Annotated in this window: 13 protein-coding genes; 5 read left to right on the plus strand and 8 right to left on the minus strand. The window is 42.9% G+C overall.

Translation table 11 applies throughout. The features are described from left to right. Window positions 1-578: 578 nt before the first annotated feature. From QMY49_RS17135 to QMY49_RS17145, 3 genes are all read right to left on the minus strand, one after another. Window positions 579-845, minus strand: coding sequence for a hypothetical protein (locus QMY49_RS17135; protein ID WP_009701831.1), 267 nt, complete (start codon window positions 843-845; stop codon window positions 579-581). Between the two features lie 281 nt (window positions 846-1,126). Continuing rightward, entirely contained in the window at window positions 1,127-4,285 is a 3,159-nt protein-coding gene (locus tag QMY49_RS17140; protein ID WP_029790151.1) for an efflux RND transporter permease subunit, read from the minus strand. 13 nt (window positions 4,286-4,298) lie between these two features. Further along, window positions 4,299-5,456 carry an efflux RND transporter periplasmic adaptor subunit gene (locus tag QMY49_RS17145; RefSeq protein WP_009697217.1) on the minus strand — a complete coding sequence of 386 codons (1,158 nt, stop codon included), beginning with the start codon at window positions 5,454-5,456 and terminating at the stop codon, window positions 4,299-4,301. Window positions 5,457-6,038: 582 nt separating this feature from the next. Between QMY49_RS17145 and QMY49_RS17150 the strand changes: the two genes are divergently transcribed. The 5 genes from QMY49_RS17150 (at window position 6,039) to QMY49_RS17170 (ending at window position 10,287) form a co-directional block, all read left to right on the plus strand. Then, window positions 6,039-7,556, plus strand: a complete 1,518-nt coding sequence (locus QMY49_RS17150) for a phospholipase D family protein (RefSeq protein WP_283315669.1) — start codon at window positions 6,039-6,041, stop codon at window positions 7,554-7,556. 124 nt (window positions 7,557-7,680) lie between these two features. Beyond that, window positions 7,681-8,268, plus strand: coding sequence for a class I SAM-dependent methyltransferase (locus QMY49_RS17155; RefSeq protein ID WP_152164090.1), 588 nt, complete (start codon window positions 7,681-7,683; stop codon window positions 8,266-8,268). A 14-nt stretch (window positions 8,269-8,282) separates the two neighbouring features. After that, the gene (locus QMY49_RS17160; protein WP_152164089.1) at window positions 8,283-8,846 is read left to right on the plus strand and encodes a GNAT family N-acetyltransferase; all 564 of its coding nucleotides are present in this window, start codon (window positions 8,283-8,285) and stop codon (window positions 8,844-8,846) included. A gap of 192 nt (window positions 8,847-9,038) precedes the next feature. Further along, a complete protein-coding gene (locus QMY49_RS17165; protein WP_005448770.1) occupies window positions 9,039-9,899 on the plus strand; it encodes a tetratricopeptide repeat protein in 861 nt (286 codons plus the stop codon). Continuing rightward, on the plus strand, window positions 9,892-10,287 hold the full coding sequence (locus tag QMY49_RS17170) for a DUF2391 family protein (protein WP_005448769.1): 396 nt from the start codon (window positions 9,892-9,894) through the stop codon (window positions 10,285-10,287). Before QMY49_RS17165 ends, QMY49_RS17170 begins: the two co-directional genes overlap by 8 nt. A gap of 33 nt (window positions 10,288-10,320) precedes the next feature. On the opposite strand, the gene soxR is transcribed toward QMY49_RS17170, so the two are convergent. From soxR to QMY49_RS17195, 5 genes are all read right to left on the minus strand, one after another. Next, entirely contained in the window at window positions 10,321-10,752 is a 432-nt protein-coding gene (gene soxR, locus QMY49_RS17175) for a redox-sensitive transcriptional activator SoxR (protein WP_005448768.1), read from the minus strand. A 294-nt stretch (window positions 10,753-11,046) separates the two neighbouring features. Next, on the minus strand, window positions 11,047-11,766 hold the full coding sequence (locus QMY49_RS17180; protein ID WP_017188619.1) for a carbonic anhydrase: 720 nt from the start codon (window positions 11,764-11,766) through the stop codon (window positions 11,047-11,049). Window positions 11,767-12,084: 318 nt separating this feature from the next. Next, entirely contained in the window at window positions 12,085-12,372 is a 288-nt protein-coding gene (locus tag QMY49_RS17185; protein ID WP_049536334.1) for a hypothetical protein, read from the minus strand. A 130-nt stretch (window positions 12,373-12,502) separates the two neighbouring features. Next, window positions 12,503-12,952, minus strand: a complete 450-nt coding sequence (locus tag QMY49_RS17190; protein WP_005448762.1) for an NUDIX domain-containing protein — start codon at window positions 12,950-12,952, stop codon at window positions 12,503-12,505. A gap of 1,237 nt (window positions 12,953-14,189) precedes the next feature. Continuing rightward, window positions 14,190-14,771 carry an imm11 family protein gene (locus tag QMY49_RS17195; protein WP_053052208.1) on the minus strand — a complete coding sequence of 194 codons (582 nt, stop codon included), beginning with the start codon at window positions 14,769-14,771 and terminating at the stop codon, window positions 14,190-14,192. Window positions 14,772-15,047 lie beyond the last annotated feature (276 nt).

A 15,047-nucleotide genomic window follows, 5' to 3' on the forward strand; every position in this document is an offset into this window, starting at 1 on the left:
TGCAAATATGAACAATTGAGAATGCGATATGTTGACTTTTATATAACTAATTCAAATGACAGGTACCGTGTTTATGATAAGTTTTATTATCAAAAACGACATTTAGCACAGTAAAAACACACACAGACAACACATTCACAATTTGAACTAACGATAATGAAATCATTGATTGAAGAATTAACATTTTAACAATGATTACAACAATGTTAACTTTAGCCCCGTTGGTCGCACTGGTGGTAAGCCTCTCACCAAGCCTATTGTCAGTATGATATGGACGTTCGACCATCTCCAAAATGAATAGACACCCAAATTGGTGCCCTTTTTTCGCCCGCGAAGGTATTCTTCGCGGGCTTTTTTCTTTCTAACTATTTCAACTCACTACTGTTGCCTATCATGTCGCCAGATATATCGTTCGTTTTCACTAACTCGTAAACACAAAAAAAGCCAACCTAGTTAAATAGATTGGCAAACAGAGCAACAAGATTGACGCCGATAATTCATCACGTCGCCCTTGTATCGGATGTACTTTGGTTAATCGCGCTTCCTTGTGACTAACACGGAATCTTTAACGTCAGAGCTTAAGATTTGGTTGCCTCTATCTTCTGGCACTTGATCTTTACCAACTGCGCTTGTTGTTCTTTGATGTGTTTAACAATGCGCTCATCACGTTCATCAATGGCGTCCATGTTCATTTGTTGGATGTCCGCAACTGCCTCATGCTTCATTGTTGTAAATTCTTGACGTAGATCTGCACTCCACTCATCTTTGTCTAGAGTGTTAGCAGCAGCGATTGGTGATGACATTACAGCAATAAGACCTAGAGTAGATAGAAATACGCTTTGCATAATAAGCTCCTTAGGGATTAGCAGTTCATTGGGTTGCATCCTATACATTGCACATAGAATGCCAACTTTTTAAACCTTTAATATCAATGACTTAAAATAAGCATCATTTTTCCACCATCTGCTCGGTGGCGAATTTCACACACTCAGTGTTAAATTAACCAAGCAAATTTATGAATATTTAACCATTCACTCAATTTATAGTATAGGAAGTTCATTTCAGTTCGCTTAAGGTACAAAAAAAGCAGCCCGAAGACTGCTTTGTAATTTCGTTCTAGGTGAAACTAGCTTTGCATACTTTCTCTACCAGTTGTATTCGCTGACGGCTTCTTGAACTTACTCATCACACGCCCGAAAAAGCGTTTGATTGCTCGGAAGATGTTTTTAATGTCTTCAAGCATCAGGTACAAACAAGGCACCAAAATCAAGGTAAGTACAGTAGCAAACAGCACTGCGAAACCAAGGGCTACTGCCATAGGGATAACGAATCGAGCCTGCAAGCTGGTTTCAAACATGATGGGTAAAACACCAGCAAACGTCGTGATCGATGTCAGCGTGATCGCTCGGAAACGTGCACACCCAGCCTCAACGACTGCTTGCTTGATGCTCATGCCTTTTTCACGCACCTGGTTGACGTAATCTGTCATCACCAAGGAATCATTGATAACCACACCCGCTGCCGCGATCAAACCAAACGTCGACATCATGCTGATGTCCATATCCAGCCAGAAGTGTCCCCAAATCGCACCTGTTAAGCTAAACGGAATCACCGACATGACGATCAGCGGTTGGGTATAGCTCTTCAACGGCACAGCCAGCAAGATGTATACGATGATCATGCCTGCAATGAAGAACATGATTTGCTCGTTACGCTGCGCAGCTTGCTCTTCAATATCACCGCCCAATTCCGTTTTCACACTCGGGAAAGCTTGCTTCATGTCCGGTAAGATGTTGTCGTCAATTACCTTCACAACTTCTTGAGGTTCAACCAACTCTTCATCAATAGAACCATAAACGTAAACGGTTTGGTAACCACCTTCTCGTCGAATGCTACTCACACCCGGTTGTTCGTTGATCTTAACCACATCACCCAGCATGACCTTTTTCCCTGCTGGCGTCGTGATCACTGCATAGCGTAGAGAAGAAAACGCTTCACGAGTCAATTGCGGGTAACGCACCATGACTTTGATTTCTTCACCATCACGAATAATACGCTGCGCTTCACCACCATAGAAACTGCCACCAACTTGTTCTGCAATCATCGTCAGATCCAAACCAAGGTCGTAAGCAACTGGAGCAAGTGATAGTAGAACTTCTTTGCTACCGGAATCGATAGACGAAGATACGTCATACAAACCTTCTTCTTGCTGCAGTCGACCAATCAAGTAACGACCCGCTTCATTCAGCTCGTTAATATCCGAACCAAACAATAAGTAACCAAACTCATCACGATCACCACCGCCTGCACTTTGCTCACGGATCTTAAAGCTCTTCATTCCCGGAATCACAGGCATAGCTTCACGCCAACGACGCGCAAGCTCAAAGGTATTAAATGGACGTAATTCTTCATCGACAAGTGGCACAAGAATGCGACCTTCAGTACGACTGCGGTTGTAAGACAGCACGTCACGAATCATACCTTGACCGTATTCATCGATGATCTGATCTTCGATTTCTTGCATCACACCTTCAATGGTTTTTAGCGCATTAATGGTTTGCTCACTCGATACCGTGTCATTCATTTCAATCGTAATCGCAGGATAATCCGTTGGTACCTTTGGATTCGGAATCACACGCACATAGTTAGAACTCACCAAGGCTGCACTAATAAGAAGCAAGCCACAGAAGAAGGCAAATACAGTCCAGCGCCAATGCGTACACGCTTTAACAAAACTACGGTAAGGACCATTCACAAAACCAAAGAAACGCTTGTTAAAGCTATCACGCCATCCATCTGGTTTGATTGGTTTGAAGTTCGTATGCGCCAAGTGAGCCGGAAGAATCAACTTAGATTCAATCAAACTAAAGGTAAGGCACAGGATCACAACACCAGCAATGCCATAAAAGAAAGCACTATCAATACCACTAGAAAGCAGGAAAGGTGCAAATACCGCAATCGTAGTCAACACACCAAAGGTAGCTGGGGTAGCAACACGTTTAACGCCAGTGACAACATTTTCGACACCACCGCCCTTCTCTTCGATTTCACTATAAGCACTTTCCCCAGTCACGATAGCGTCATCGACAACGATACCGAGTACCATAATAAAGGCAAATAAAGAAACGATATTTACAGTGATACCAAGCATGGGCATCATCATCACTGCGCCTAGGAAACACACTGGCAGCCCTAACATTACCCACATCGCCAAGCGGAAACGCAAGAACACGCTCAGCATGATCGCTACAAGCGCCGCACCTTGAAGCAAGTTTTTCAGCATCATATCGAGACGACCATTGAGGTAATAGGTCATATCAACCAGTACTTTTAACTGAATATCGCTAGGTAACGTTTTGTTCTTTGCTTCAATATAGTTACGAACAGACTCTGCAACAGGAATGATGTTTTGGTCGCGCGTGGCTTGAACCGCCATGTAAATTGCGTTTTGACCTGAATATTCAAAGTAACGATCTTCTTCTGTGAAGCCATCTTTGATGGTTGCAATGTCTTGCAGTAACACCTTGGCGCCATTTGCGCCGAGTTTAACGGGGATATTTCGAAATTCATCGCCATGGTAGTACTGGTTCTCAATACGAACCGCGATCATACCTGCGTTGGTTTTCACCTCACCTGCGGAGAAGTTAGCAGAATAGCGACGAATCGCATTACTCACGTCATTCAGTGTTAGATCATACTTACGCAAAACAAGTGGGTCGACTTCAATCGCAATCTCTTCCTCTGGCGCACTGAGATCCACCAACATAACGTTTTGTAGTTGCAGAAGCTCATCTTCGACTTGTTTAGCAATAGGTTTGAGTTCTTCAAGAGGTCGGTCCCCGACTAACCCCATCTCAATCACTTCTTGTCGCCACTCCACTTGATAAACGTTAATCGGCTCCATGCCCGCAGGCAAATTGGATAAGGTGTCCACTCTTTGCTTTACATCGTCCAACACACGTTTGATGTCCGCGTTCACATCCACTTCAATCGACACATGCGCACTGCCTCGGGATGCGCGTGCGACCGTCTTTTTGATGCCGGTGACGTCTTTAATAGACTCTTCCACTTTCACCAAAATACTCTCTTCAATTTCTTGTGGAGAAGCACCTGGATAAGCAGCACGAATATTGATGTAGTTGACCTCAACATTCGGGAACATTTGGCGTTGAATGAATAAGAAACTCACGATGCCCATCACGATGATGAACACCATCATTAAGTTTGCAGCGACAGAGTTATTGGCAAAATAGGCAATAATGCCTTTTTGTTGATTCTCTTCCATGATTGACTCCTACTTACTGTACGACGGTTTCGGAGTCGTCATTCTTTTTTGCGACTTGGACTGCCATGCCTTTTTGCGGGTACTCAGGCAAAGTCAGAACAAGCATGTCTGATTGCTCTAAGCCTTCCCCAACAAGCAAAAACTCACCTTCTGCACGAAGCACGTTTACTGTTCTTGGTTGCAGTTCATTTTCCCCATTCACTACCCAAACCGTTCGGTTTTTCACTAACTCTTGTGGTAAGCGATAAATGTGCTTTAGTTCTTTACCTGTGAAACTCACTTCGACATACGAGCCAAACTTAATCGGCGGCTGCTTGTTATCTAAGCCATAAGGATCTTTCACCTGAATGACCATGTTGATCATACGTGTCGCGCTGTCGATCATTCCTAAATCTCGAACGACCTTACCTTCTCTCGTTGTTGAAAGAATACCTTGTTGGGTCACCGTTGCTCGCAGTTCTTTTAAGGAGTCAGGAAGGAACGCACTGTCAAAGCCTGCGATCGGAACATGGATCTCTGCCACTTCAATGTTATTTAACGTAGCCACGCGAGAACCAGAAGAAACAAATTGACCGACACCGATGTCGCGTTCAACAACGAGAGCATCGTAAGGTGCTACCACTTTGCAGTTTTCTAGGTCACGCTTTGCTCGTTTCAGGGCTGCTTGCGCTGACTTCACTTGCGCTTGAGCACTTAACACCTGTGGTTTGCGTAAATAGAGGTCTGTAATTTGTTTATCGCTTAACTTCTTCGCTTGACGTTTCGCTACCTCAGCTTTTGCTTGCTCTTCAATTAGAGCTGCACGAGCGCTTGCTAAACCGGCTTCAGCTTGGAGTACTGCCGCTTCGTAATTATCACTTTCAATCGTGAATAGCACTTCACCACGTTTAACGATGCCACCAGTGACAAAGTTTGGATGCCAACTCACGACCTCACCGCTGACTTGTGCAGCGAGGTGGGTTTTCTCAAAAGGGACCATCTCACCATGACTGGTGATTACGACTTTATGATCGGTTGGAAAAAGTGAAGAAGTTTGTACTGTAGGTTCAGTAACGGTGTCTTTGGTTGACTCTTTTTCTGGTGCGGTCGCAGCGATAGCGGCATAGCCCGCATAAGCCCCCCCCATCACGACGAAGGGTAGAAGCCAACGTAATACTGGTTTTGCTAACATCAAAAATCCTTTTTTATTTTTGTATTCTCCTATTCATCCCCATCAGGCATTCGCCTTAAGACCACGTTAAAAATCCGAGATTTTGTAACTGGACCTTACACTCCCCGCGGACAAACAGTGAGATATTTGCATCTGAAATAGACAACTATATAAAAGAGCCGTGCTTCCGCTGTTTTTGTGACTATCGATCACAAAAGAACTATCCATGGCAAGTTAATAAAATTAACAAAAACTTAACCACTTTCGCAAGTTACGACCTCTCACACTCACCGTTTATACGCAATAGGTGTGCCAATCGTTTACTTTTTAAATATCAATAAGTTAAATTAATCTAGCTATTTTTTGTAGTTCAGTGTTGGTAATTACCACCAGATATTAGTGATATTAACCATTTACCAACAAAACATAAGTTAAAAACATGATATTGTCCGCCTGAATAATATTCCATTTTCATGCATTAAATGTGGTTTCGCGCTCTTTGCCTTGAATGTGAAAACTGCGACTTAACCTAACCCGCTCGCATTACCAGTTACCAACGCTTGATATATAATCGAAAGGTTATGATAAACAAGGAAGTGTGCATTGCGACGTTCTCTCTCAAAAGCCCTCTTGGGCTCTATGCTCTTACTGGTCTCAGCGTGTTCATCCATTCAACCCAGAGATCCAAGTGAGAAATCCACCAGCTTTCAATTTGGCTATCAAAATGATTCTGCTTTGGCTGATTTTTTTGAAAGCTACGACAAAGATCCAGACTCTGATACCGGTTTTTATCCACTAAACCAAGGCAATGACGCACTTCTTGCTCGAATAGCTCTGATTGAATCCGCCGAGAAAAGTTTGGATTTGCAGTACTACATTTACCGTAGCGACGAAACTAGCCAACTGATGACATGGCGATTGTATGAAGCCGCTCAACGCGGTGTACGTGTTCGCCTATTGCTGGATGACATGCAAAAACGCAATGATGAAGGTATGGCGCAACTGAATGCTCACCCTAACATCGAAATTCGTTTGTTCAATCCTCATCAATACCGAGACGCGCGCGTATTTGCTCTTGCGAGTGACTTTGACCGCCTTAATCGTCGTATGCACAACAAGTCACTAATATCAGATAGTGTCTCCGCGATTGTTGGTGGTAGAAACATTGGCAATGAATACTTCTCTTTTGAATCTAATGTCGAATTCGGCGATTTCGATGTCATGCTTTATGGCGAGGCTGTGACACAAACCGCGGATCAATTCGACCTTTACTGGAACAGCTTGTATGCGATCCCAATGGAATGGATTGTGCCTGAATCAGAAAGAGTTGCCGACGATGCTATTAAAACTCAAGTTAAGAACTTGAAATTAGAAGAAAAGTTCTCTACTGGTCTTTATAATTTTAAAGAACTCGATCTTTACGAAGAACTGCAACAGGGCAAGTTGAATTTATACTGGGGACAAGGTGAAGTTTGGTTCGACTTGCCCGATAAGATTGCAACTCAAGAAAGCCAACTTGTTGCCAACCTCAGTGAACTGTTAGCAAACGTAGATAACTCTTTTGTACTAATATCCCCGTACTTTGTGCCAACAAAATCTGGGACAAAAGCACTGACGGACGCGGCAAAGCGAGGTATCGACATCACAATAGTCACAAACAGCTTGGCATCGAACGATGTGTTTGCCGTTCATGGTTGGTATGCGAAATACCGAGAAGACTTGGTTAAAGCTGGGATCAAGCTTTGGGAAGTGAAAGCCAGCGCAAAAATCAAAAGTAAATGGAGTCTCACGGGCAGTAGCAGAGCAAGTTTGCATGCCAAAGCCATGATGATCGATAGTAAAACTCTGTTTGTTGGTTCCATGAATTGGGATCCACGTTCCGCTGAACTCAATACCGAAATGGCAGTCGTCATCGAACAACCTGAATACGTGCAAAAATCCTTAGCGGAGTTGCCCAAACAGCTCAGAGAAAATGCCTATAAAATCGTAATCAAAGATGGCGACATAGCGTGGGTTGATATGGAAACTGGTGAAGAATTCGATTCGGAGCCAGAAGCCAGTGTATGGAGAAAAATGGGCGCTTGGTTCTCTGGCATACTTCCAATTGAAGATCAGCTATAACCCTCGTTATGCGCCTGCTGAATACCAGAAACCAGAGAGAATAGCCCACCGCTCAGAACATAAGGGAGTCGTGTTCTATTGAAACGTAATACGACAAAAATAGAAGAGTGAAAAAGGAATCACGATGTCAGTAAAATGGAACGAATATTATCAAAAGGTCGCGCAGCAGCCGCACCGTCCCAATGTCGAGCGTGCAGCGAATTTACTTACTCTCGATAATAAAACCGCTATAGATGCGGGATGTGGAACTGGAAGAGACTCTCAATATCTTCTTAGTCGAGGCTACACCGTTCATGCTTTCGATGCGCATCAAGACGCTGTCGAAACCTGCTTAACTCGCTTTGAAGGCAACCCTCACTATTCCATATCCCATTCTTGTTTTAGTGATTTTACGTACCCTGCTTGCAGTTTATTTATCGCCAGCGCCAGTTTGTTCTTTTGTCCTAGCGAACACTTCGCCAAGGTCTGGCAAAAAATCAACAAAGCATTAGTACCTAACGGCGTATTTTGTGGCGACTTGTTAGGAATCAACGATTCTTGGGTTGAGGCAGATACTCACCCCAACATCTGTGCTTTCACCAAAGAGCAAGTGGAAACTTTGTTTGAAGGTTATGAAATACTTCATTTTCACGAACGAGATGAAGATGGCACAACAGCTGTTGGACACACAAAGCATTGGCACACGTTCAGCGTCACCGCCATTAAACGTTAATTAAAAGGTAAGCTATGTACCATTTCCAAGGCGTGACACTGCGACGCGCGACCCCTGAAGAAGCAAAGAATCTATATCAGTTAATTACTGAAGATGAACGATGGGCTAAATTCAATGGTCCTTACTTTCCATATCAAACTCCGACACTGGAAGGCTTTCGTAACAACACCTTACAACGCCTAATAAAAGGTGAAGACATGTTATTGATTGAGTTCGAGGGTAAACCTGTTGGCTCTGTAAGTTGGTATTGGGAATGCGAGAGCACGCGTTGGTTAGAAGCTGGGATCGTCATTTACGATTCTAACTACTGGAACAAAGGGGTAGGTTTTAGCGCATTGGTGCCTTGGATAAGCCATATCTTTGATACACAAGAGATAGAGCGAGTCGGATTAACCACATGGTCAGGTAACCCGAGGATGATGCGCTGTGCGGAGAAACTCGGCATGCAGCAAGAAGCACGAATTCGTAAAGTGCGTTATTACCAAGGCGAATACTACGACTCGGTCAAATATGGCGTATTGAAAGAAGAGTGGCAAACACTGATCCAAGGCTTGTTCAGCCCAGATCAATTCGCATAGACCACTTACACAATACCGGAGTAAAAAGAGCAAACGCCCTACAAAGTGAGATAGCCCGCCACAAGACGAAAAGCTAATGACTCGTCAGAACACATTATAAAACAAGTGTTTTTCATCAGTTCTTTGCTAAACATAGTCGCTATTTGCTATGGTTTCAGAGATCCATCCACTCTCGACGCAAAAGGACGTTTTATGCGCTTAATCATCGGCATATTCTTCGCTGCTTTACTCTCTTTTCCATCTCTAGCATCAGAAGAAAAGTATTCAGAATCCGACCTTTTAGATCGCCCTTTGATGGAACGTTATATCCTCGACGAATTAAAGTCTCTACGTCAGGAACAACAGGATTTAGAACGACGGATGGTCGTCGAGATCACCGACCGCGAACTTACCGTAGCCGATAAATCATTGAACTACGCTAACGTCACCGTCACCTACTTCTTCTATATCATCGCAGGTGTTGCATCGCTAATTGCCTTTGTCGGTTGGCAGTCACTGCGTGAATTTAAACACAACACCAAAGAAATGGCAGACAAGCGACTAGAAAAAATCGCTCAGGAATACGAGAAAAAGTTCCTAGCATTAGAACGCGACTTAAAACGCAAAACTCGCATCATCAGCGAGAACAACAAAGAAATCGAGAAAATCAACGAAATCCATAACTTATGGCTTCGTGCACAAAGCTCACAAACTCCAGAGCAACGTATCGATATCTACGATGAGATTCTGCTGATTCGCCCGGGCGATTTGGAAGCACTTACTTACAAAGCAGATGCCGCAATGGAGATCAAAGAATACCACTGGGCACTGAGCTTATGTAATCGCGTTTTGGAAGTAGATGACACTAACGGACCGGCGCTTTATCAACGTGCATGTGCGTACTCTCGACTCGGCATTGAAGAACAAGCGATTGAAGATTTGGAGCGTGCAATAGATGCCAGTCCATCAATTCGCGACTTGTTAGCTGAAGAGCAAGATCTGGAACTGCTTCATGGGCATGAACGCTTCGAGCAACTTCTCACAAGTAACACTACAGAGTCTAAGCATGAGTAGCCACTTCAATCTCGAAGACGCCAGCCAAGTTCTCGTTGGTGCTTTTGCTTTAGCCGTGCCAATTTCATTTTCGGAAGAGGCATGGCGACTAGGAGAAAGCCTGCCTTTTATTAACTTACTGATGTTGTTTAGCCTTTCAGTACTCTTTTTAGGTTTTTTCGCCTATCAAAGTGTATTTCAAAGCAACATCAAGACTCGTATTACGGTATTTATTTTTCGTGTCGTGATTGCTTATTTTATTGCCGCTGTAGTTGTTGCTCTGGTTCTATTTTGCATCAACAAATTGCCAATGTTTACCGACCCAATTATCGCTCTTAAACGCGTAATAGTCATAACCATGCCGGCTTCAATGGGCGCTATCGTCGTCGATAGTTTTGATAAAGAATAGAACCACATTCTCGTCACTAGGGGCTAGTTGCCCCTAATCATCCAACGTTAAGTTCGACCCCGAATGATCTTTCCCTAATACGTCTTCTGGGTTTCTTAACGCACACGTTTCAAGCGACAAACAGCCACATCCAATGCACCCGCCTAAGTCATTTTGCAATGCTTTTAGCTTTTGAATTTTTAGATCCAATTGTGCATGCCAATGACTTGCCATGGTTTCCCACTGTTGTTTGTTTGGCGCTTGATGCTTGGGCAACTCTTCTAATGCCTGTTTGATTTCTTCGAGGGATAGTCCGACTTGTTGAGCTGCTTTAATTACCGCAATACGACGAAGTACACTGCGGTGATACCGCCTTTGATTGCCTTGGTTTCGCCAGCTTGATATGAGTCCTTTCTGCTCATAAAAGTGCAGTGCTGAAACCTTTACTCCAGAACGCTTTGCTACCTCACCAACACTGATTTCCATGCTTTGCCTCTTGTTCTTACAAATACCAACCTCAAGCTTAATTGAGGTTTTAAGTTACAATACGCTAACAAATTAAGCCATTAAAGACGATGAAAAATAAAATCCTGTACTCATTGGCTATGCAGTATTTAGAGGGCATTCTTCACGACTATTTATGATAAGAACATTCTAGCAACAGGTGCCAAAACGGTTACGTTAGGGATGATGCGACGCTTGGGTTAGAAAATGAATGGCAAAAGCAGGTTGATTGCCATTCATTAGCTTTAGTGGGATCTTTCTCTGTGTGAACGCAGATTACTGCTGAGCAAGGATCATACGCGCATTAAGCGGCTGAATTGGACGGTTGTTGTGTCCCATTGCTTTAGCAAACTCTTTCACCTGCTCAGGTGAGATCGTTTTCGTGTCTTTGATTACCAACCAACGAACTCCTTCAGAGCAAGGCGGAGTCGTTAGAGAACCATTAAAACGGTAGTAATCTTTATCACTTGGGATAAGCGCGTCCGCATCAAACGGGACTTTAATAGCAACATCGTGATCTTTATTAGGGATGTTTTGCAGTAACTTAGCTAGATCTGGGTTCTCATTACCCAGTTTGAAGAACACTGCTACAACGGCTAGGTGACCCGCCTTATCAGCATGCACAAAGTGCGCTTCTAGAGGGTATTCCTTTCCATCTACATGGTTTTCTGATGGCGTGTGGAAGTGAAACTGTTTTAATACGAACTCTTTGCCATCAATCGTCAGTGTATTTTTCCCTTCTAAACTCGTCTGTAAGGTATGACCGTTGTTTAGCAGTGAAATCGCTTTACCTTGATAATCAAATTGAAGCTTATCTAGTTTGGCCTCAGTAGACGATTGAATATTAATTGGGCTTTGGTTTTGTCCTTTAGCACATTCGGAAGCAAACTCCCCCCAATGAGCAGGTCCATGCTCCCCCTCGTAGCCCCAATTCGCCGCATTCGCGGAGCTCGCAAATACCAAAGCAAGACCAAGTGCTGTTAGTGACTTTTTCATGTTTTCTCCTTGTTTTCTTCCATTCGAGTGTTGTGAAAGCACACTCATACTAATCGTTGTGGAAACATACATAACAGACTGAAAACAATGATTGCGAGCTAACTTTGGAACCCATCACTATAGTCGCGAAATTGAGATATTACTTAGGATTCAAAAGTAAGAAAACATCTCACAAACGAAAAGACCGAGCACGAGGCTCGGTCTTTATTTTTGAATCACTTATTGAGCGTATCAAAGATACTGAGATATTAGTATTGCTATAAAATAGAGAACACTAATTTAGAAGAGAGCGAATTCCGTCATAGTACCATTCCTGTACTACCTAGTCGCGCTCAGCTCTGGATCTTCTGTTTGTAAGTTCTCGGCTAACCCCATTTCTCCTGCTGCAAAGAGTACGCTCCCTAATGCGGATAGGGTTTCATTACCCTCACGGTCTGGAAACTCACCTGCTTTAGCAACCGTTTCTGGCTCGATAGTGTTTTTACACACAACACTCAAACAGCCCTCATCTTCTGGTTCTACATTGGGAACACCCAACACGTCATCAGCCAACACACTCACTGGGAAAGTGCTAGATAGGAGTGCTGCCAACATCAAATGTTTCATTCCATACACCATACATTCACGTCAAAGATAAAAACTAAGACAATGATAATGTGAGAATGTTCAAAGGGAAAGCGGCAAAACAAAGGCAGTCCTGCACATGGATCTTACTTATAACCAGAAACCACTACGTTTAACTTTCTCGCCAAGTGAATGCATCGTTCACCATCAAAAGCGTATGATGCATTCGCAATTTAGACTGGGCATACATTTCCTCTACTTCAGCTAAAGTGAAAAACTGTGCTTTACCTATCTCATGGCTAAATATTGGTGAGATTTTTTGGTCTTCAACCTCTGTCACCCACACGTGACGAAGCACCAAATCACCATCATCAAAACACCCTACATAAGTGTTCAGGTAATTATCTAAACTAACTTGTAAGCCCGTTTCTTCGAAAACTTCTCGAACTGCAGCTTGTTGAGGAAGTTCCTTCACTTCGACACTGCCAGAAGGAATATGCCATAACCCCTTTTTTGTTCCGTGAAGTTCTTGAACTAATAAAACTTTTCTGTGTTGATTGAAAATGACCGCGCCTGCGGCTTTGGCTGCAATCTCAACATGATGCTGAATTCCATATTGCATTGGTACCATTCCTTTTTTCTATTACGTCAGATGAGGTGACATTAGTGAATGCCAATCTTTTTTCACTCAATGGGGTGTTCGAATATGCTCTTCTATTTCACTGTATATTTGTAAGCAAACAACGCGCCGCTAACAATTCCAAGAAAAAGACAGGCGAGGAAAGTAACAAAATTACGAGCAGATTCATCTTCTGATTGGTATAGCGGTCCAAATAGAGAACCAAATAAGTGGAAGAGGACAACAACGACGATAGCGCCAAACACGCCTCCAATAACCACCCTGAGCCAGTGGTATCTATTCCGCTTCTGCATGCTAAAGACCTTAAAGAGGCTTTCCTCTGTTTTCCCAAAACAAACTTTAGAGAGACGAAACTATCACGGGAAGCTTTGGTGATAAGTAGTAGATTGATCCTTTGCGATTCATGACATTATCGTACTGAGATAACTGCAACTATTCTCAGTGTTAGCCTTATTTGAAACCACGGTAAGCTCCTTATTCACATAATACCGCTCACCATGCAAACCAAGCGCCCCCTGACGTGTCAAATCATTCATCGAATGTTCCCTGCCTTTTGCATCTAAATACTTGCCAGGAATGCGTTGTCGAACCTTTTGCTCAATAAAAAGGAAGATATCATCAACACAATTATGGGGAACGGGGTCTGAACAAAGATTAAAGCTAAGTGACACAATTTATGGCAACTGACTATTCTTCCGTTTCCCTTTTAGCTTTTAAAGCAGAGAAAAAACCAATAAAAAATAGAGCATTGGTTACCACTAGTACAAAACCAGAAACGGCTGGTAGGTTGGTGCCCAAAATTAGTGACAGAATATAGTACTGTGCGCAGGCAGCCATGACACAGAGGGAAAGAGGTCTTAACCACATAGAATAATTTGTAAACTGATTAAAAGAACTCAAGCAAATTGAGAAAAAGACATGAGAAAAATGGATCGTAGCCAGAGAGAAGAATACAACTAGCGTAACTATTAACATTTTCAATCACCCATTTTTGCTATTCTCAGCAATACCTGTATATGCTTCTTAAACATAAATTTGACTTAGATTTAGAACGAACGTTGATACCCCTTCATTGAAAAAACCGCAAATCTACTCAATATTTTTCCGTCTGATTTCACGATAGTTTGTAACTTACTGAATAGTAGTTTTACCCCCAAAACGTCTGCGGGCATCGATAGATACATGAATGACGAGCTCCAGACGTATTGCAAACGGTGTTTTAGGGAGATAACTGTATCTCTTTAAAGCTCAGCCCCGTCAAACCCAACTCGTGAACTCGCTCGTACAAACCACCTTTCTTATCTGTACAGAACATTCGCAACCCTGCCCCTTGAACTCGAAACAAACCAGCGCCATTAACAGCTTTCTTCTTCAAAACAAGTTTCTTAAAGGGTCTAACCCGGCTCTGCTTTCCATCGCGAAGATTGAACTTAGTTGCAGAATGGTCGATAGCATCTAATTGAGTCAAGATGTTAACAGCTCGCCAAGACTGCTTATTCAAGCACAATGGGAGAAACTCAACATCTTCACATAGTACCCCCAGTTGATCCGCGATCGAGATAGGCATGGCTAATGATATCGCTCTCCAAGCAACAATATCCGGCTTTGGTAATGCCTTTTCGTTTTCAACTTCTAACCATTCGACATCGACACACTTCCAACTAGCTTTGACAGGCTCGCCGTACAATTGAATCGGTTTTCTTTCAGTCTCCTGAATAGAAAGTGCCAATGAAGACTCTTGTAACAGTGCGAACTCGTTGACATTTGGAGTTACAACAAACACTTTGCTAAATACTGCCATAGACGTCCCTAAACAGATTGAATGAGTTATTGAAAGTTCCCTTAAATCAAGGCTTTCACGTACTTCCATATATGTAACGATTATACTTAGATACCCAAAAGGCAACTGTACCTTCTTAAAGAAACGCTTAATTTAAATATGTTGACCGACATAAAAAGATAAATATAACGCCATCTCTATCATCACGTTATAACCTATACATGAGGTAAACGAAGAATTGCCTAATCATAGTGTTCTCGCTTACGCTTCAATGAGTAACGGGTTTATAACAAAAAC

Source organism: Vibrio harveyi (genome assembly GCF_030060435.1).
GTDB classification, from domain to species: domain Bacteria; phylum Pseudomonadota; class Gammaproteobacteria; order Enterobacterales; family Vibrionaceae; genus Vibrio; species Vibrio harveyi.